The sequence below is a fragment of the Rhodococcus sp. NJ-530 genome, assembly GCF_003860625.1.
Classification (GTDB): domain Bacteria; phylum Actinomycetota; class Actinomycetes; order Mycobacteriales; family Mycobacteriaceae; genus Rhodococcus_F; species Rhodococcus_F qingshengii.
The window spans coordinates 4,620,117-4,639,540 of sequence record NZ_CP034152.1; the positions used below are offsets into that span (position 1 = coordinate 4,620,117).

14 protein-coding genes, 1 tRNA gene and 1 pseudogene are annotated in these 19,424 nt (G+C 62.2%); 6 read left to right on the plus strand and 10 right to left on the minus strand.

Going from position 1 to position 19,424, the window contains the following annotated elements:
* Nucleotides 1-3 precede the first annotated feature (3 nt).
* From mfd to EHW12_RS21385, 9 genes are all read right to left on the minus strand, one after another.
* Nucleotides 4-3,630, minus strand: coding sequence for a transcription-repair coupling factor (mfd, locus tag EHW12_RS21345; RefSeq protein ID WP_003946285.1), 3,627 nt, complete (start codon nt 3,628-3,630; stop codon nt 4-6).
* A gap of 128 nt (nt 3,631-3,758) precedes the next feature.
* Nucleotides 3,759-6,344: a glycosyl hydrolase gene (locus EHW12_RS21350; protein WP_125051704.1), complete on the minus strand. Its 2,586-nt coding sequence runs from the start codon at nt 6,342-6,344 to the stop codon at nt 3,759-3,761.
* Nucleotides 6,345-6,346: 2 nt separating this feature from the next.
* Complete coding sequence (locus EHW12_RS21355; RefSeq protein WP_081558197.1) at nt 6,347-7,333, minus strand: DUF1839 family protein; 987 nt, start codon at nt 7,331-7,333, stop codon at nt 6,347-6,349.
* Entirely contained in the window at nt 7,333-8,289 is a 957-nt protein-coding gene (locus EHW12_RS21360; protein ID WP_125051706.1) for an amino acid--[acyl-carrier-protein] ligase, read from the minus strand. Before EHW12_RS21360 ends, EHW12_RS21355 begins: the two co-directional genes overlap by 1 nt.
* On the minus strand, nt 8,286-9,476 hold the full coding sequence (locus EHW12_RS21365) for an acyl-CoA dehydrogenase family protein (RefSeq protein WP_125051708.1): 1,191 nt from the start codon (nt 9,474-9,476) through the stop codon (nt 8,286-8,288). The genes EHW12_RS21360 and EHW12_RS21365 overlap by 4 nt, the downstream gene beginning before the upstream one ends.
* Nucleotides 9,473-9,715, minus strand: coding sequence for an acyl carrier protein (locus EHW12_RS21370; RefSeq protein ID WP_003946296.1), 243 nt, complete (start codon nt 9,713-9,715; stop codon nt 9,473-9,475). Before EHW12_RS21370 ends, EHW12_RS21365 begins: the two co-directional genes overlap by 4 nt.
* Nucleotides 9,708-10,154: a holo-ACP synthase gene (locus EHW12_RS21375; RefSeq protein ID WP_003946314.1), complete on the minus strand. Its 447-nt coding sequence runs from the start codon at nt 10,152-10,154 to the stop codon at nt 9,708-9,710. The genes EHW12_RS21370 and EHW12_RS21375 overlap by 8 nt, the downstream gene beginning before the upstream one ends.
* Nucleotides 10,155-10,439: 285 nt before the next feature.
* Nucleotides 10,440-11,081, minus strand: a complete 642-nt coding sequence (locus EHW12_RS21380) for a ScbR family autoregulator-binding transcription factor (protein WP_003946317.1) — start codon at nt 11,079-11,081, stop codon at nt 10,440-10,442.
* A gap of 189 nt (nt 11,082-11,270) precedes the next feature.
* Complete coding sequence (locus tag EHW12_RS21385; protein ID WP_125051710.1) at nt 11,271-11,924, minus strand: TetR/AcrR family transcriptional regulator; 654 nt, start codon at nt 11,922-11,924, stop codon at nt 11,271-11,273.
* Between the two features lie 154 nt (nt 11,925-12,078).
* On the opposite strand from EHW12_RS21385, the gene EHW12_RS21390 reads away from it, so the two are divergent.
* The 6 genes and pseudogenes from EHW12_RS21390 to EHW12_RS21415 all read left to right on the plus strand — a co-directional run bounded on the left by EHW12_RS21390 (nt 12,079) and on the right by EHW12_RS21415 (nt 18,190).
* Nucleotides 12,079-12,149 (plus strand) — tRNA-Gln (locus tag EHW12_RS21390).
* A 76-nt stretch (nt 12,150-12,225) separates the two neighbouring features.
* Nucleotides 12,226-13,676 (plus strand): annotated as a pseudogene (glmU, locus tag EHW12_RS21395) (bifunctional UDP-N-acetylglucosamine diphosphorylase/glucosamine-1-phosphate N-acetyltransferase GlmU).
* Nucleotides 13,677-13,766: 90 nt separating this feature from the next.
* Nucleotides 13,767-14,747: a ribose-phosphate diphosphokinase gene (locus tag EHW12_RS21400; RefSeq protein ID WP_003946284.1), complete on the plus strand. Its 981-nt coding sequence runs from the start codon at nt 13,767-13,769 to the stop codon at nt 14,745-14,747.
* A gap of 362 nt (nt 14,748-15,109) precedes the next feature.
* Nucleotides 15,110-15,643: a hypothetical protein gene (locus tag EHW12_RS21405; RefSeq protein WP_058226039.1), complete on the plus strand. Its 534-nt coding sequence runs from the start codon at nt 15,110-15,112 to the stop codon at nt 15,641-15,643.
* 79 nt (nt 15,644-15,722) lie between these two features.
* Nucleotides 15,723-17,303 (plus strand): SLC13 family permease, encoded by a 1,581-nt coding sequence (locus EHW12_RS21410; protein WP_007728891.1) that lies wholly within the window; start codon nt 15,723-15,725, stop codon nt 17,301-17,303.
* The gene (locus tag EHW12_RS21415; protein WP_030536286.1) at nt 17,303-18,190 is read left to right on the plus strand and encodes a cyclase family protein; all 888 of its coding nucleotides are present in this window, start codon (nt 17,303-17,305) and stop codon (nt 18,188-18,190) included. Before EHW12_RS21410 ends, EHW12_RS21415 begins: the two co-directional genes overlap by 1 nt.
* 3 nt (nt 18,191-18,193) lie before the next feature.
* On the opposite strand, the gene EHW12_RS21420 is transcribed toward EHW12_RS21415, so the two are convergent.
* Nucleotides 18,194-19,399: a PQQ-dependent sugar dehydrogenase gene (locus EHW12_RS21420; protein ID WP_054188780.1), complete on the minus strand. Its 1,206-nt coding sequence runs from the start codon at nt 19,397-19,399 to the stop codon at nt 18,194-18,196.
* Nucleotides 19,400-19,424 lie beyond the last annotated feature (25 nt).

Genomic DNA, 19,424 nt, shown 5'->3' on the forward strand with positions numbered 1-19,424 from the left:
TGCTCACGCCTCGACCAGGACGGCACCGGCGGCGCGCCCGTCAATCGCCAGGATGAAGTCCGCGATGTACTGGAGCAATTCGACGTCCCGCAGGCGATCCGAGCCGACTCCGCCGGTGCGAGGCAGCGGGAGTTGCACGAGCCCGGTCGTTGCCCGGTACTGCGCGCTCGGATAGATCCTCTTGAGCCTGATCTGTTTGGAATCGGGCAGTGACATAGGCGAGATCTTGAGCTGAGTTCCGGTGACGGCGACTTCCTCCAGTTGATACTCGCGGCAGAGCAGTCGAAGCTTGGCCACCGAGATCAGCCGTCGAACCTCTTCGGGCAGTGGGCCGTAGCGATCGACCAGTTCTTCGACTACGGCAGCGATGCCGTCGGAATCAGTTGCCGCAGCGAGCTTGCGGTACCCCTCCAACCTGAGCCTGTCACTGGTGACGTAGTCGGGCGGGATGTGCGCGTCCACCGGTAGGTCGATCCGGACTTCCTTCGTGCCCTCGTCCATTGTGATCGGTTTGCCGTCGGCTGCAGCCCGGAAGGCTTCGACCGCCTCACCGACCAGCCTGACGTACAGATCGAACCCGACCCCCGCGACGTGGCCGGACTGCTCTGCGCCCAGAACGTTTCCGGCTCCACGGATTTCGAGGTCCTTCATCGCGACGGCCATACCCGCGCCGAGGTCCGAATTCTGCGAAATCGTTGCCAGTCGGTCGTATGCCGTTTCCGTCAAAGGCTTTTCGGCCGGGTACAGGAAATAGGCGTATCCACGTTCACGACTACGCCCGACGCGTCCGCGAAGCTGATGCAACTGCGAGAGGCCCAGCGAATCCGCGCGTTCGACGATCAGTGTGTTCGCGTTCGAGATGTCCAGACCGGTTTCGATGATCGTGGTACAGACCAACACGTCGAAGTCGCGTTCCCAGAATCCTTGCACGGTCTTTTCGAGAGTGTCCTCGTTCATCTGACCGTGCGCGACGACGACGCGAGCCTCCGGGACGAGTTCGCGGATCTTCTTGGCTGCCTTGTCGATCGAGCTGACACGGTTATGAACGTAGAAGACCTGACCGTCGCGCAGAAGTTCACGCCGGATGGCCGCGGCAACCTGCTTGTCCGCATACGCGCCGACGTACGTGAGGATAGGATGACGTTCTTCCGGCGGTGTGAGGATCGTGGACATTTCGCGGATCCCGGCCATGCTCATCTCGAGAGTACGAGGAATCGGGGTAGCCGACATCGTCAGGACGTCGACGTGGGTGCGTAGCGCCTTGATGTGTTCCTTGTGCTCGACTCCGAATCGCTGTTCCTCGTCGACGATCACAAGCCCGAGGTCCTTCCAGCGAATACCGGTCTGCAGCAACCGGTGAGTACCGACGACGATGTCGATCTCACCTTCCGCCATGCCGGCGATGATTTCCTTCGAGTCCTTGGCGTCGGTGAACCGGGACAGCCCTCGCACCTTTACCGGGAACGACGCCATTCGTTCAGTGAAGGTCTGAAGATGTTGCTGTGCAAGCAGAGTCGTCGGCACCAGCACCGCCACCTGCTTGCCGTCCTGCACTGCCTTGAACGCGGCGCGAACGGCGATCTCCGTCTTGCCGTACCCGACGTCACCGATGACCACCCGGTCCATCGGAACCGGCTTCTCCATGTCGGCCTTGACCTCACTGATAACGGTCAACTGGTCGATCGTCTCGGTGAAAGCGAATGCGTCTTCGAGTTCCTTCTGCCACGGGGTGTCCGGGCCGAACGCATGCCCGGGAGCAGCCTGACGCGCTGCGTAGAGCTGAACCAGCTCGCCCGCGATCTCACGAACTGCCTTGCGGGCCTTACGTTTGGTGTTAGCCCAGTCGGATCCACCGAGCTTACTCAGCGCCGGCAACTCCCCACCGACATATCGGGAGAGTTGATCGAGCGATTCCATCGGGACGAACAGACGATCGCCCGGGTGACCGCGCTTGCTCGGCGCGTATTCGATGACCAGGTATTCACGACGCGCCCCACCGATGGTGCGTTCGACCATTTCGACGAACCGGCCGATACCGTGCTGATCATGCACGACCATGTCCCCTGCCGACAGCGCGAGGGGATCAACCTGATTGCGGCGCTTGGCCGGCAAGCGCTTTCCGTCGCCGACCGCGGCAACGCGGTTGCCGGTCAGATCGGACTCGGTGACGATCACCATCCCAGGCGTCGAGTCGTCGCCGGCGAGTACCAGTCCGTCATGCAGTGATCCGCGGAGCACCGCGACCTGTCCACGGGCGGGGGTAGCGCCGGCATCGAGCATCTTGGCGGGCACTTCGGCTTCACCGAGTCGCTCCACGACGCGGCTTGCGGTTCCGGCACCTGCCACCACGATCGCCGCGCGACCGCCCGTGCTCACGTGCGCCCGAAGGCTGACGAACAGCTCGGCCAACAGGTCGTCGGAACCGCGCACCTGCGGTGCCGCATGCACCGGGAGTTCGAGTTCTTCACCGTTTCCCGACGCCAGCGGGCTGACTGTCCACCAGGGTCGGCCGGCAGCTTCGGCAGATTCGCGAACATGACGAAGCGACCGGTACGCGGAGGCACCGAGATCGACTCCTCCGCCGTTGAGGATCGACGTGTCGAGCGGTGCAGCGCCGCCGATCGACGCCGCCGTCCACGATGCTTCCAAGAATTCCTGGCCGGTGCGCACCAGGTCGGTGGCGCGGGTGCGCACCTTTTCCGGATCACACAGAAGAATGTGCGCCCCTTCGGGAAGTACATCGGAAAGTAGTTGCAGTTCACCGGGTTTGAGAACCGGGAGCAGAGCTTCCATCCCCTCGACGGGGATACCTGCCGAGATCTTGTCCAGCATCTCGACCAACGACGCGTCAGCCTGGTTCTCAGCAGCGAGTGCGGCAGCTCGATCACGAACATCAGCTGTCAGAATCAGTTCACGACACGGCGGCGCGATCACGGAATCGACGTCGACGTCCGCTAGCGAACGCTGATCGGCAACTGAGAAGTAGCGAAGCTCCGATACCTCGTCACCCCAGAATTCGATACGGACCGGATGATCCGCCGTCGGCGAGAACAGGTCGAGAATGCCACCACGGACCGCGAACTCACCACGCTTTCCCACCATGTCGACGCGGCTGTACGCCATCTCCACCAGACGAACCAGAACGGAATCGAAATCGATCTCGGTGCCGACGCGCAACGTGATCGGTTCTATCTCGCCCAGGCCTGGCGCCATCGGCTGAACGAGAGAGCGCACCGTGGTGACGATCACCCGAAGTGGCGATCCGTACGAGGCGTCGTCTGGTCTGGCGAGTCTGCGCAGTACCTCCACCCGTCGCCCAACGGTATCCGCGCTCGGCGACAGTCGCTCGTGCGGCAATGTTTCCCACGACGGAAACTGCGCCACTCCTCCACCGAGCATCTCGGTGAGTTCCGAAGTCAGATCGTCGGCTTCACGACCGGTGGCTGTCACCAGCAGCACCGGCGTGCGAGCGGCGAGTGCAGCGGCGATGAACGGTCGAGCCGGCTTCGGAGCCACGATGTCCAAGGCGGCCGATCCGATGGATTCGATCACCGGAGTGAACGCGGCATCTGCGAGGGCGACCTCGGCGAGTCCAGCGAGCGCAGTCTGGGCAGAGGACAAGGAAGTCAACGAACGCGCTCCTGAACAGTGATGACGGGTTGCGGACGCACAGCCCGAGCGCAATATCCCCACCGAGGCAGAGTTGTGCGCCGGTTCGATTCTATCGGTGTGCGATCTCGCAGCGCAGTCCGATCCGTTCAGTTTCCCGTAGCACTCGTCTTCTTCGACGTCCGCTTGGACGGCGAGGATTGTGTGACCGGAGTGATCGGCGGCGCCACGGCCACACTCACGTGCGAGTTGAGCGCCCGAACGCGACCGATCACTTTCGTCGCCTGACCGGTTCTCCGTAGGCGTACAGTCCTGCGACCGTTCGGCGCGAGGTGGAACCAGGAGTCTTCGGGCTCGAAGCACTGCAGTTCGAGGGCAACGTATTGGGCTGAAGCATCCGTCGAGACGTCGACTACCCACTCCGAGTCACCGACGTTGCGCGCTGTGGCAACAAGTCCGACCGATCGCTCGCGAGGCCGCGCCGGACCCCCCAGGAGGTGGACCACTTCGTCCACCATCTCGCCGTCTTCGTCTTCGAGTGTGACGGTGACGGCGTCGTATGTCCGCGCCCCGAACCGAAAGACGTGAGTGAGGTCGGTGAAACGGCCGACAAGGCTGTCCACGGACCAGGTCAGACTTGAATGCGCTTCCACCTTGACCGGTAGCGCGACGTCGACCGGGACGACACCTGACCGACTGTGCGCTCGAAACCTGATCTCGCCGACGACAGGTTCGGCGGTCTCGTTGATCGCGTCGAGCCTCAATCCGTCCATACCGTCGTCCGTGACGAGGAGCGCAATCGGTTTGGCGCTCCTACGGAGCACGAACCACGGAGCTTTGGGGCTGCCGCTCCAATCGAGGACCCCCCATCCCGGTCCGGGCTCCAGGTCTCGCAGTGCGAGTGTCAAGGCGCCGTCGCACCGAGAGTCCGGGCGACGCCAGTATCCGAGCGTCGATGCGAACGCCTCACATACAGCTGCTCGCCCCAGGTCGAGATAGCGTTCCGGGTCGGACCACCGGACTTCACGAGCGTCTTCGCCGAAAAGCGCGTGGACGTAGTGGTCCCGAACATCCTCGAAATCCCACGACGATCCGTTGTCCCGAGGCACCGCGGCTTTCCATGCCGGGTGGTGCCCCGCGACGGCGAGTGAACCGAATTCGTTCTCGATCACCGCATTCGACGGTGGAATCGAAAATGCCAATGATTCGGTCGCAAAACGTACTCGCGCGCTGAGCACGTCGGCCAGTGGACGACGATAGGCACCCACCCCGAAGTAGTGAGCGACCCCGCTTCCGACATGCGTTGCCAATTGCTCGCCCCCGCGAGGCGCCGAGGGGGACGAAGTCACGTACTCGAGTTCGGGTGCCACCGTCGAGATCAACTCCGGCAGTCTCGAATGAATGAGCGGGATGTGTTGATCGACCAAGCCCAGCATGGTCGGCTGCTGTTCGGTCTCGCTGCCGCCGCAGAAGACTGCCAAAGCGGGATTTCCGCGCACTCTGTGCAAGAACTCGGTGACCTCGGAGGCAACGAGTTCGAAGAATTCGTCGGTGTCGGGCGGATCGAGCGTCGCCAACATCATGTCCTGCCACACGAGAATGCCCAGTCGCGCGCATTCCTCCCAGAAGTGGTCGCTCTCGTAGACCATCGTCCCCGGGATTCGAATCATGTTCAGGCCGGCCTCTGCCAGGCGTTCCAAGACGCGAGTGGTGCCGGCGTCGCCTTGAAGCGAGATCGGGTCGGTCGGCACCCACACCGAACCACGGCAGTACACCCGGATGCCGTTGACATACAAACGGAATCCACCATCGGATCTGTCGAACTCCACCGTCCGGAAGCCAACTGAACCGAGATGCTCGGAGACTCCGACCGCTTCCATCGTCACCCGATAAGTGCGCGGGGTGCCATGAGTGTGCGGCCACCACAACTGCGCGTCCGGCACTTCGACGACGCCGGACACCTCGAGAAATCCATCCGGTCCGGCGGATACAGCCAATTGCCGCGAGTGATCGCCGACGCGCACGGTCACGTACTCCAGCGAGGCCGGCAATCCGGTGAGCCGAGCACTGACGGCAACACGACCGGTTGTGCCGTCAACACTCGCATGCTTGACAGCAGAGACTACGGCGGCAATCCCCTTGTCCAACAAGCGGATACCCCGCCACGGACCCACCGGTACCGGTACACCACTGAACACGGGAGCCATACCGAGCATCGTGGTTCGTATCCACCGAAGACCCTGTTCACGGACCATCGACGATCGCCAACGTCCTCGAGGACGCCTCGATCTCAAAATCGCGGAGAGAGAATGAAAATGAACAGCCACCTGGACACGTTTACCAGCGCCGACTCCGGCCGGAATGCTCACTTCCCCAGGTGCGAACATGGATTCAGTGGACGCGACACGGACACCGCCGATCCAGACATCCGCAAACGCCGTCATACCGTCGAACTGGAGCAGCCACGACCCCTCACCAGTCGTGGCCACGGTAGTCACGAACCACCAGTCCGACGATGAAACGGATGATTCTGAAACAGACGACGACGAAACGGACTTTGTGCGTCCGGCGTCCGTTTGCGCCGCACGTAACGCACCGACGACTGTTCCAGGCACGGACGCTGCGACCCACTCGGTCACGGCTTCGAGGGCATCCGGGTCAGATATGGATCCGGGTTCGGTTGCAGCGCATCGCCATATCGCGCCGGCCAGCAGGTCTGCTGACGAACGAGGCACTGTCAGACCAACCTCAGGTGTCGATGCGAGTCGACGCCGACTGTGTCGGCAACGATTTCCATCGCCCTCTTCCACGACACGGCCATCTCGTCGAGTTGCTCACGCGGGTCCACCGCGCGACCCCTGGAGGCACGCGCCATCTGAAACTGCACGCTCTTGGCACCGGATGCCACTTTGCGGAAATCTGGCGCAGCTTCGCCTGTCCCGGAGAAACCTGCAGTGTCCAAGAACTCGCTGGCGTCGGCAGCCAGCTCCGCGCTGGCCCCGCACTGACGAAGTAGCCCGAAGGACCAGAGGTGAAAGGCATCCATACCCGCCCCCTGCACCCATTCGAGGTCTTCGATCACCTTGCGTCCCAGCTCTCGCACGGGATTACCCACCGCTCGAACCGCTACATTCCGCCGAGCCACTTCGGCGATGTTTCCGGCGTTGGTCGCGTGAACCGGATTCAACCTGATCTGTTCGACATAGGGCACGAACGAAGGAAGTGAGGAACGATCGAGATCGAAGACGCCGGAGAAATCGTCGCCTCGCAGCAAGTAGTACCCGCTGTTGTGAAAGTACTCGAGCTCGCCGGCAACGCGATCGATCCGATTGGGCACGATCGTGGTCTTGGTGTGCCCCTCGTGATAGCTCGTTCCAAGAGTGTCGGGAAGCCAGTATCCGTCCACTTCAACCGTCGACAGCATCCCAACCGCGAGGTTGTCCTCGACATGGATCAGCGGTGCCCGCCAGACGTTCATCTCGGCGACTTCGATTCCGTACAGCGCGTAGATGTCCTCGGCCTTGAGCTTGAGGAACGTCCACTGAGTCCCGTCGAACCGCGATGAGAAGGCACATGCCAATGCCGGGACGGGGTCCAACCCCAGCGAATGCAACACTTCGATCCACAGATCCGTGTAGCAGTTGGTCTGCGCCCACACGCGGTCGTCCTGGTGCAACGAATGGGGCCGGTAGCGATCAGGTGAAATGTCGATGAGCCGTGACATCAGATGCCCATTCGTTCACGAACGGAGGTTGGCCATGCAGCCACGTCAAGACCATGAGTCCGCAACAAGGACAACGCGATTCGCTCCATCCCGAAGCCGACGCACGAGCTGTGTGCCACCTCCCCCTCCGCCGTTCGGATGTCGAAGTTGACACCGAAATGGTCGAGATGGTTGTTCGAGGACACGATCGCCGTGCCCTCGTCGAGATCTCCGTAGAGCCGAACTGTCAGTTCCGTCTTGAGATTCTCTTCACGCTGGTTGGCTGCAAGCATCTTTCCGGCGCGCCCGAAGAAAGGATCATTGGCGATCACCGGGGTAGCGTCGAGTTCGAGCCGGCCGAGCACCTCGAGCCCCCGCTCGATCCAGTGCTCGCGATGCGCTCGCGCTGCCGCGGCGTCACCGATCGTCACGAACTCGTGCATCCGAAACGCTTGCATGCGAGCCGGATCTATGGCCGGTTCGTGCCGGAAGCAAAAACCGTAGATGTCCAGCAGCACGCCGCCTTCGGGCAGAACTCCGGTGTACCGCGCATAGGCAGGATGGCACGCTGCGGACACGAGCATGGTCTCGGTCGGCTCGAGGTGGCGGTCCCACGATTGTCCCTCGGCGCGATCGGCCAGCAGTCGCGCGTGATCGCGATTGGAACCGGCGAAGGTGTTGATGGCGCCGGTGAGGTTGGGAAACGAAGCGATGTAGTCGGTGCGCTCGAAACTGCGCCGCGGGAACACCGGCGGGAACCGCAGCCGAGTCGCGGCGTCGCCTGGCCCCGCTGCAATCACCACTCGGTCGATACCGTCGACGATGTCCTCGAACACGCCGGAACGCCCGTAGAGTCCCGGCACCTCCGTCTCGACGAGAAGTCCTTCGACGAGCAGTTCACGTTGAAATGCAGCCCGGGCCCGATCCAGATCGGTCTCGCCTGTCACAGTCTCGATCGTCACAGTCTCGTTCGTCATAGCGTTCCCCGGTATCCGATAGCCATGTGCGCTGAACCTGCCATGATTCGATCGTTGTTCACCATCACCGCTGCGCCGTGCGCGTCACGAAGGTGCCGACCGAGCGAAAATTCGGTGTCCTCGCGATATCCCGAGATTCCACAGATCAACATTGTCTGCCCCACGATTTCCACCACCGCTGTCGACGCTGTGACTTTCAGGTTGTTCATCGCGAGCGAAAATCCCACCGCTCCCGTCGCCTCGAAATCGGCAACGCTTTCCTCCGCGTGGACTGCGCGGTCGTACCTGCGCGCAGAGGCGCCGACGAGATCGGCGAATTGTTGCGCCGAAGCGGCAACTTCGGCGAGCCGCAGCGCTCCGGGGGAAGTGACACCGGGCTGCTTGCGGGCGGCGGCACGCACGTACTTGCGCGCCTTCTCGACTGCAGCGTCGGCAATTCCCAACCACACCGAACTCCAGACGACGTGCGAGACCGGAAGCATCGTGTGGGTGGAGATATCGGAATACGGTACGCCGGCGACCATCTCCGGCGTCGAGGTGGCCCGAAGGATGTAACCGAGACTGCAAGTACCCCTCAGCCCCAGCGTGTTCCACTCGGTGGTGCGTTCGAGCGTCAGGTCTGGGGTACGACACACCACGAGAACCTGATCGTTCGGCTGACTCTCCGGTGTTCGCCGAGCCGTCACGACTATCGCGTCGGAGTGTTCACCGTACGAAATGACAGGCGCGTTCTTGATCAACAGCAGGTGACCGCCCAAGTCTTCCACCGCGCAGTAACTCCGGCTGACGTCACCACCGATTCCCAGCTCAGTGGTTGCCGATGCCAACAGCAATTGCTTGTCGACCGTTTCTTCGACAAACTCGCGTAGTGCTTCGGTGTTGCCGTGCTTGACCAACGAGTATATCTGCGTCTGATGCATCGCGAAAATCATTCCGCTTGCTGCACAGCGTGTTCCGATCACACGGGCGATCTGCGACACTTCCTGCAGCGAGAGCCCTTCGCCGCCTAGTTCCCTCGGCACAGCTACGGACAGCAGCCGTTCGCTTCGCATGGCGTCGACAGCTTCACGCGGAAACCTTGCTTCTGCATCGACTTCGTCGGCCCACACCGCTGCAACTTCGTCGGCCAACCGTGCGGCCCGCTCGAGGGCCGTTCCGGTGGAGCACTGCGATTGCGGAGCGTTCATGCAGCACCCAACTCCGTCAACGCACCCTCGATCGCCTTGACGCTTGCGAAAGTACTCTTCCGCAACAACTCGTCAGGGAACTCGATGTCGAACGAATCCTCCAGCGCCAACATGACATTCACGCTCGCGTGCGACGTCAAACCCAACTCGTAAAGATCGGCCTCTCCGTCGATCGTGCTCACGTCGACTGCCAGCCGACCGTGCTCGACGAGCACTTTCCGAATTGCCTGATCAATCATCAGCGATGTCGTCCTTCTTTTCGATGCGAGCGCCCGAGCGTGTTGCGATCACCATTGCGATGGCCACGTCCGCTTCGTGCGAGATAGATACTTGAAAATCGTGCAGATCCTGGGCCCGCGCGAGTTCCGCGGCATTACCGGACAGTGTCACCCCACAGCCACCCCACTCGGCCCGAGTGATTTCGATGGAACTCCACGGAACGGGAACGTCACCAGGCCGCAGTACCTTCACCACAGCCTCTTTGGCGGCGAAACGTGCAGCCAATCGTTGATCCCGCGCCGGCCCGGCGCACGTCTGCAATTCGTGCGGGGTGAAGGTCCGATCGAGATATCTCCGCCCGAAGAGTTCGATACTTCGAGTGACATCCACGACGTTCACTACGTCACAGCCGATCCGCGGGCCGATGTCGAGCATCGGCGTCGGCGCAGTGTCACCCATCTGTCGACTCCCCATCTGGGGTCGTACACGCCGGGCAGCCCCTATGCTGCCCGGTGCGCCGACGCCGTCACCCTGCCCTGACAAACCTTCATTCTCAGCAATTCTTCAGCTACCGATAGAACATACCGCAATCCGAAGATTGACGGCAAGATCGGACTTCCAGATTCCCATCAACACTATAAACATACTCTCAGTTTGTTTCGAATGCAGAACAAAGAGAACAATGTCCCTACCAGGACATTTGCAACAAATTGACGAAAGGAGCAGTGCGGAGAGCCAGTGATTTCAGTGATCACTGGCAAGGCGACGGGCCGCGAATTGCCTGAAGTACTCCACTTTCGATTCCGGGACCACGATCGGAAGTATCAGATTCCACGATGCCTTCATGGAGTCCGAAAGCTCACGAACGGTCCCGGTCGCGGCTGCCATCAGCCGAACTCCCGACGCAACTTCCAACAGGAAACGAGCAATGTCAGCAGAATCCGCGTCCGAACGCAGATCACCTTCGTCGGCGGCACGGCTGGCAAGTTCACGGTAAATGTCGAGCCACACGTCCAGAGTCGCCGGCCCGGAGCCCCGATAGTCCCCGATCTCGACCAACAAGCGGAACGTCGCTCTAACCATGGCGTCATGCGCACCGATGTCGACGATGACCGACGAAATACCGATCAGTGACTCGAGTGCGGGAGTTCGACGGTCCAACCAGAGCTCACATTTTGCGTCGAAACGTGCCGAACCCTCGTCTATCACCGCCCGCGCGAGTTCTTCCTTGGACCCGAAATGGAAGTACAGGGCGCCTTTGGTCACCTGCGACTCGGCGATGATCTCGCTCAAGCTGGCATTGGCATAGCCCAGGCGCAAGAACACACCCGCTGCTCCGCGCAGCACCGAATCACGGGTGGCTTCTGCCCGCTCTTGCCTCACCATCGATCCGGCCTCCAATCACCACACATCGAACGAATTCTTGGTCTTACCCGTTCACAGCGTCAAAATGGATGGCACGGTTCGGCATTCAACCCACCCTGCAAACAAATGAGACATTTGCCCATCAAACGATCGTGATACAGCGAACACAGCTTAGACCGCGATCCATCTCTGCGCGGCAGGCGCGCCTGGTTAACCCTCCAATTGTGGATCGGCTTCCAGATTCGTCAGCCCATTCCAACACAAATTCACGAGGTGAGCGGCGACAACTTCCTTCGACGGAGTCCGTTCGTCGAGCCACCAAGTAGCCGTAGTGGACACCATGCCGACAAGCGCCTGTGCGTACATCGTTGCTAGTCCGGGGTCGAAACCGCGTCTGGAGAAGTCCCCCGCCAACAGGTAGCCCACCTGACTGATCGCGTCGTTGAGGAGGCTCGAATATGTCCCACTGGGCGCGACAACGGACGAATCGCGCACGAGTATCCGAAATCCGTCGGTGTGCTCTTCCACGTAGGTGAGCAAAGCCAACGCAACCCGCTCGACTCGAACTCTCGAGCGATTTTGTGAGAGCGAAGACGTGATCATCTCGAGGAGTCGCGACATCTCCCGGTCCACTACGACGGCGTACAGCCCCTCCTTGCCGCCGAAGTGCTCGTACACGACAGGCTTGGACACGTTCGCGCGCTGGGCGATCTCCTCGATCGAGGTCGCTTCGTATCCCCGTTCGGCGAACAATGCCCGCCCGATCTCGATCAGCTGTTGCCGACGTTGGGTACAGGTCATCCGGATCCGTGTCACTCGTTCGGGAACTGGATCCCCGCCACCCGAACCGGACACCGTCGCCATTGTCTTCCTCTCGCCGACACACAAATTACTGCTGTGGACGCTCAGCCTATCGGGACTTCAGGGGCCCGATCGGAGGAGCGGTTCGACCTACGGCGGGTCGGCATGCGATTATTCTTTCGCGCGTTCGGCCGCAAGGCTCGGCAATGCGTGGCAATCCGCCGTGGTGTAATGGCAGCACCTCTGATTTTGGTTCAGATAGTTCAGGTTCGAGTCCTGGCGGCGGAGCTGGTGAACAACATGCTTTCCCGAGCGGAATGTATGTCTTGATCGACAGTTTGATCGACAGAGGGAGCTCAAACCAGTGCAGACCGCCGTGATCGTTCTCGCAGCGGGTGCCGGTACACGAATGAAGTCGAAGACTCCCAAGGTCCTCCACACTCTCGCCGGACGCAGCATGCTGGCACATTCGCTTCACGCGGCAACCTCACTGAATCCCACGCACCTGGTGACCGTCGTCGGTCACGATCGTGAGCGTGTCACCGAAGCCGTGAACGCAGTCGCCGGGGAACTGGACCGTTCCGTCACCGTCGCTGTTCAGGACGAGCAGAAGGGCACCGGGCACGCTGTCAGTTGTGGGCTCGAGGGGTTGCCGGCCGACTTCTCCGGGACCGTACTCGTCACAGCCGCCGACGTGCCTCTGCTCGACGGAAAGACCATCGCAGACCTCCTCGCCCAGCACACGGCTGCTCCCGCGGCCGCGGTGACGGTGTTGACGTCGACGGCCGTCGACCCCACCGGCTACGGGCGAATCCTTCGTACGACGGACGGCGAGGTGAACGCCATAGTCGAGGAGAAGGAAGCCACCGATTCGCAGCGCTCGATCACCGAGGTCAATTCAGGGGTCTACGCCTTCGACTTCGAAACTCTGCGCGACGCGCTGGCGTCCCTCGACTCCAACAACGCACAACACGAGTTCTATCTCACCGATGTGATCATGATCGCCCGTCGCGCGGGCAAGCGTGTTCGTGCTCAGCACATCGCGGATTCGGTTCTCGTCGCGGGCGCCAACGATCGCGTGCAGCTCTCGACGCTCGCCCGCGAGATGAACCGTCGGATCCTCGAGAAGTGGATGCGTGCCGGCGTCACCGTCGTCGATCCTGCGAGCACATGGATAGATTGCGACGTGCACGTCGCACAGGACGTGACGCTCCTGCCCGGAGTTCAGTTGACCGGCACAACCTCGGTGGGCGAAGACGCCGTGATCGGCCCGGATACCACCTTGGACAACGTGAGAGTCGGTGAGCGCGCAGTAGTCGTCCGCTCGCACGGGACCGACTCCGTTGTCGGCGCGGACGCGGCTGTGGGCCCTTCGCCTATCTCCGGCCTGGTACCCGCCTCGGGGCACACGGCAAGATCGGCGCCTACGTGGAGACCAAGAACGCGGATATCGGCGAGCATTCGAAGATTCCGCATCTTACCTACGTCGGCGACGCCACCATCGGCCATCACAGCAATATCGGAGCTTCGAGCGTCTTCGTCAATTACGACGGGGTGAACAAGAGCCGTACTGTGGTGGGGTCGCATGTCCGAACAGGCTCCGACACCATGTTCGTCGCCCCTCTCGTCGTGGGAGACGGCGCATACACGGGTGCGGGCACGGTCTTGAAGAACGACGTACCGCCTGGGGCGCTCGCCGTCTCGGGTGGGGTGCAGCGCAACATCGAGGGCTGGGTCCAGAAGAATCGTCCCGGCACACCCGCGGCCGATGCCGCTGCAGCAGCTGCACAACCTGACGGCCCTGCAACGACCTGACAGCCCTGCAACAACCTGACAGCCCTGCACAACAGACAGCACAGATCACCACCAGATCGACCGGCAAGTACAAAAGGATGGCATGAACCAGTGACTGCGAATTGGATCGACAACCAGAAGAACCTGATGTTGTTCTCGGGTCGCGCACATCCCGAGTTGGCGGAGCAGGTGGCGAAGGAACTCGATATCCGCGTCACCCCGCAGACCGCGCGCGACTTCGCGAACGGTGAGATCTTCGTTCGATTCGAAGAGTCGGTTCGCGGCTCCGATGCGTTCGTCCTGCAGAGTCATCCGGCACCGCTGAACACGTGGGTGATGGAGCAGCTCATCATGATCGACGCTCTCAAGCGTGGATCGGCAAAGCGCATCACCGCCGTTCTTCCGTTCTACCCGTACGCCCGCCAGGACAAGAAGCATCGCGGACGCGAGCCGATCTCCGCTCGCCTGATTGCCGACCTGCTCAAGACCGCCGGCGCCGATCGCATCATCACGGTCGACCTGCATACCGATCAGATCCAGGGCTTTTTCGACGGCCCCGTCGATCACATGCACGCACACAGCCAGTTGGCCAACCACATTCGCGCGGGCTACAACCTCGAGAACATCACGGTGGTGTCCCCCGATTCGGGGCGCGTTCGTGTCGCCGAGAAGTGGGCCGACTCGCTCGGCGGAGCACCGCTGGCATTCATTCACAAGACGCGCGACCCGTTGGTACCCAACCAGGTCAAGTCCAACCGCGTCGTCGGTGAGGTCGAAGGTCGCACCTGCATCCTGATCGACGACATGATCGACACCGGCGGAACCATCGCCGGCGCGGTCAAGGTGCTCAAGGAGGCCGGTGCAGGTGACGTCGTCATCGCTGCAACCCACGGCGTCCTCTCCGACCCTGCGGCCGAGCGTCTGTCGACGTGTGGCGCGAAGGAAGTTGTTGTCACCAACACACTTCCGATCGACGAGTCGAAGAAGTTCCCGACGCTGACGGTGCTGTCCATCGCACCGCTGCTCGCTCGCACCATCAAGGAAGTTTTCGAGAACGGTTCTGTGACTTCGCTGTTCAACGGCAGCGCCTAGTCTCGCGCCGCACTACGGGCGCGTACCTGTGACTTCACGGTCACCGGTACGCGCCCGTCGTCGTCTTCGTGAAGGTCTCAGAAACAGACCACCCGGTCATCATGAAACCACCTGTGGGACACACGAATACCGTCGAATGCGGCGATTGACATGATCTTGATCACGCTCCCGTCGAGAAACCCAGGTCGATGTTGGGGCGGTGTTCACCGCGCCGCAATCTTCGCCTAGTGTGGCTCGTCGTGATCGACGCGCAAACCCTGGAATCCCGGCCCGAATCTCATTCCCTGAATTCATCAGTTCCGACGATCCGGCGGTGGCGCCCAGGATCTTGTGTCTGGTGCGGAGACGACAACTCCGTGGACATGTTCCGCAACGAACCCCGCTGCGGAAAATGCCGTGAAAACGAAGGCATCATCGACGACGCCAAGCGCTTCCTCGGCATGTACGGTCTGCGCCCGCTCGGCGGCACGCTGCAGTCCGACGACGACGAAGAGCGCGAGTACCGCGTCAACGCACGCGAGGCACGCCGAGTCCTGAACGAGATCCGTATGGACGTCCTTCCTGATGCGGCCGCTGTTCGCAAGGCAATTCGGCCCCGCGCCGCAACGGTTGTCGCCGACACGTCACCCGCACGCGCTTCCCGCCCCGCCAGCACGGGCACAGCGACGCGCGTTGCCGCTCCGGTCAAGACCGACACCGTGGACATCGACACGCTCCAGACGCGCGTCCTAGGGCTTCTCGATCAGCTCGGTTCGATCGACGAGCAGATCAAGGTCGCCGAACTCGCACAAGGGTTGCCGGCTCGCGCACGACTGAGCGATCTGAACAAGCAGAAGGCCACGGTTCTTCGCACGCTGGCCGCTCTCGAGAAGGCCCGCATCGCCGCCTCCAACTAATTCCCCTCGCGTCCGTCCCACGGCCCCGTCTCACTTGCGAGACGGGGCCGTTCTGTATGAGCAGGTACCTTTACGAATCGTGAATGACATCACCATCACTTTCGTCGTGCTTGCACTGGTCGTGGCGCTGTTCGTGATCGGCCGAATCCCGGTCGGCATCATCGCGATCGGCACTGCCCTGGCGCTGTACGCCACCGGTGTGATCACGATGGAGCAGGCGCTCGCCGGATTCGGCGATCCCACGGTGGTGTTCATCGCCGCGCTTTTTGTCGTCAGCGAAGCCCTCGACGCCACCGGTGTCACCACGTGGGCGGGCGAGAAACTGCTGGCGAAAGTCGGCGAATCCCGAGTCCGTCTCGTGAGTGCGATCATGTTGCTGGTTGCCGCGTTGACCGCATTGATCAGCGTCAACGGGGCCGTAGCCGCGTTGGTACCGATGGTGGTCGTCTTGGCGGTACGTCTCGGTAAATCGACGTCACAACTGCTTCTGCCGTTGGCATTTGCCGCCCATGCCGGATCGATGCTCACCTTGACCGGAACACCGGTCAACATCATCGTTTCCGAAGCCGCCGAGGAATCCGGGGCCGGTGCTTTCGGGTTCTTCAGTTTCACCTTGGTCGGTGCGCCGCTCGTATTGGGAACGATTGCGATCGCCGTACTTCTCGGTCCTCACGTCCTCCCCCATCGTGCGGGGACGTCGATGTCGCCTGACCTGAGCCGGCATGCCAAGACCCTCGCGAAGCAGTATCAGCTCATGGGAAAGGATGCGCCGTCCGCAGAGCCCTTGATCACCAAGCACGACGGCGTGGTCGAAGTGATCATCCCGCCGCGCTCGGAAATGATCGGCGACAGGGCTTTTCCGGGCATGGTGACCGACAGTGGAGACCTGGTGATACTCGCAGTCCAGCGCGCCGGTGAGGACTGCGGCCCCAAGGGCGTCAAGTTGGCGGCCGGTGACACGCTTCTCCTGCAAGGAAGCTGGGACGATCTCGACACCCACACCGCCGTCGATCCGAACGTCCTCGTGGTCGACGCACCTGCCCAGATCCGTAAGCAGGCAGCCCCGTTGGGAACCCGCGCGGTCATCGCTCTCGTCGTCGTCGCGGCGATGGTAGTGATGCTGACGTTCGGATTGGTGCCGTCCGCGATAGCCGGACTCCTCGCGGCATGTGCGATGGTGCTGCTACGAGTCATCAGCGTCGAGCAGGCGCATCGGTCCATCTCGTGGACCACGTTGATTCTCGTCGGCGGAATGATCCCGCTGTCGACCGCAATCCAGCAGACCGGCGCGGCCGAAAAGCTCGCTCATGCGTTTGTCGACGTCGTCGGTGGGGCAAGCCCGTATGTCGTCGTCGCTGGACTCTTCGTCGTGACGGCGACTCTGGGCCAGCTGATCAGCAACACTGCAACCGCGTTGATCATCACGCCGATCGCGATCTCGGTCGCCATCGAACTCGACATCTCGGTGCTGCCCCTTCTGATGACGGTCACCGTCGCTGCCGCGGCCTCCTTCCTGACGCCTGTAGCCACTCCCGCGAACATGATGGTGATGGGCCCTGGTGGTTACAAGTTCGGCGACTACTGGAAGCTCGGACTCCCGATGTTGTTGTGGTTCCTGATAGTTGCAACGGTGTTGATCCCAGTGATCTGGAGTTTCTGATGTGCTCACCGAAGGTCTTGTCGGAGGTCTACGAATCAATCGGACGCGAGGGCAGGAAGATCAGCCGTCGATCGATGTTCGCGGCGCTGGGCACCGGTGCCCTCGGCGCGACCGTCATGGCCGGCGCTGTACAGCCCACTGCGTCGGCAGCACCAACAGGTCAGACCATCGTCGATCTGACCCACGTACTGACGCCGGAGTTCCCGGTGTGGCCGGGCGCGCGCTCGTTCGAGATGAGAAACCTGGCGAAGATCGCCGACGCCGCCGGATCTCTGGGCTCGCTCGGCTCCGCCGGGTCAGGTGGAAACTTCTACCTCAACGAACTCCGCCTCGAAGAACACACTGGTACTCACATCGACGCTCCCGCACACGCCAGTGCGGACGGAATCACCGTCGAGAAGATTCCCGTCGCCGACCTCGTCGTGCCGATTGCGGTCGTCGACATCAGTGCCCGAGCCTCCGTCGACCCCGACACACTGCTCACCCGCCAGGACATCCTCGATTGGGAGTCCCTCCACGGGACCATCGCTCCCCGCAGCCTGGTTGCGATGAACTCGGGTTGGGATACCCGGGCCGGTGCCGGTGGCGCCTTCACGAATCGAGATGCACTCGGCGTGCAACACACACCGGGATTCAACCCCGAGGCGATCGACTTTCTCGTCCGCGAGCGCAACATCGTCGCCGTGGGCTCGGACACCCTCAGCATCGACGCGGGCCGAAGCACCACCCACGGGGCTCACCGAAGCGCTTTGGGCTCAGGAAAGTACGCAGTCGAAGCCCTCGCAAATCTGTCCGCACTTCCGGCCGTCGGCGCCACGGTGATGGTGGGAGCGCCGACGCATGCGGGTGGTTCGGGTGGTCCGTGCCGGGTCATCGCCTGGTACTGAAGATCAGGGCGTGGGCGTCACCCGCAGCACCTTGTCGCCGGCGCCGTTGTCGGTGGTCACCAGGAGCGAGCCGTCGGGCGTCGGGGTCACCGACCGCAAGCGACCGAACTGGTTCTCCAACCCGAAGGTCTGCGCGTCGACCGAGCGTCCGTCGGCATTCAGGCGGAGGAAGATCAGTTCCTTGCTCTTGAGGCCACCCATTACGAGCGCACCGTCCCAGGCACCCCATGCAGCTCCACCGGTGAAGGCAGCGCTGGCGGTAGCCAACGTCGAGCTACCCGAACGCCACACCGCCGCAATTGCTCCCGGCACTCGCACCGGGTCGGTCATCGGCACGGATTCGTCGTACGTTCCGGGAAGCCGATCCGGGCGGTAGCCGTAATTTCCGCCGGGGGTAAGCAGGTTGACTTCGTCGTCGACGCTTGTGCCCTGTTCAACCGAGTACACCCGGCCGGTTCCGGGTTGCACGGCCAAGCCTTGGACGTTGCGGTGCCCGAGCGTGTAGACCGGGCTGGAAGCATTCGGATTCCCCGCCGCCGGAGTTCCGTCGGCGTTGATGTGCAAGACCTTGCCGCCCAGCGAATTCGGATCCTGGGGGACGCTCGGCGTCGCGGTGTCACCCGTCCCGACGAACAGCGTTCCGTCCTGCGCCGCAAGAATTCGGCAACCCCCGTGACGCCCGGACGAGACCGGGATTCCTGGCAATACAGTTCCGGTTCGCGTGAGTGCGGTCCATCCGGCGTCGACGGTCCACGCGATCACTCGAACGTCCGTGACTCCCCCAGCGCTGAATCCTTGGCAGGTGTACAGGGTGCGCGACTGAGCGAAGTCGCGAGCAAGCGCGATGCCCATGAGCCCGGTTTCGGACTGCGCGTAGAGATCCGAAAGGTCAGCAGCGACTGGACCTGTCGTGTTGTCGCCTCGGCGAACGAAGAATCCGCCGGATCGTTGTCCGGTCAGGATTGCACCGTCCGGGGCCGCCACCACGTCCCAGGGGTGGTCGAGTCCGTCGACCAGTGTGGTGACCGACAACTGCGGGAGGGTGTCCTCGATGGGTATGTCCGGGTCGTCGCTCCCCAACGATCCGGTGCTTCCGTTGCCGAAACTGCCGGGGTCGAAGGGGAATGGTTGAGCCACGCTCTGCGTTACCGGCATCACCAGTACTGCAGTCAGGGCCACGGTCAATGCGGCGAGCTTCGGATGACGCACGCGTTCTCCTCGGGTCGGAAACCGT

What these genes read in the sequence shown, in the direction of transcription:
- EHW12_RS21355 (WP_081558197.1), bottom strand. Translation starts at nt 7,333, where the DNA reads ATGTCACGGCTCATCGACATTTCACCTGATCGCTACCGGCCCCATTCG.
- EHW12_RS21360 (WP_125051706.1), bottom strand. Translation starts at nt 8,289, where the DNA reads ATGACGAACGAGACTGTGACGATCGAGACTGTGACAGGCGAGACCGAT.
- EHW12_RS21365 (WP_125051708.1), bottom strand. Translation starts at nt 9,476, where the DNA reads ATGAACGCTCCGCAATCGCAGTGCTCCACCGGAACGGCCCTCGAGCGG.
- EHW12_RS21370 (WP_003946296.1), bottom strand. Translation starts at nt 9,715, where the DNA reads ATGATTGATCAGGCAATTCGGAAAGTGCTCGTCGAGCACGGTCGGCTG.
- EHW12_RS21375 (WP_003946314.1), bottom strand. Translation starts at nt 10,154, where the DNA reads ATGGGTGACACTGCGCCGACGCCGATGCTCGACATCGGCCCGCGGATC.
- EHW12_RS21380 (WP_003946317.1), bottom strand. Translation starts at nt 11,081, where the DNA reads ATGGTGAGGCAAGAGCGGGCAGAAGCCACCCGTGATTCGGTGCTGCGC.
- EHW12_RS21385 (WP_125051710.1), bottom strand. Translation starts at nt 11,924, where the DNA reads ATGGCGACGGTGTCCGGTTCGGGTGGCGGGGATCCAGTTCCCGAACGA.
- EHW12_RS21405 (WP_058226039.1), top strand. Translation starts at nt 15,110, where the DNA reads ATGTTCCGCAACGAACCCCGCTGCGGAAAATGCCGTGAAAACGAAGGC.
- EHW12_RS21415 (WP_030536286.1), top strand. Translation starts at nt 17,303, where the DNA reads ATGTGCTCACCGAAGGTCTTGTCGGAGGTCTACGAATCAATCGGACGC.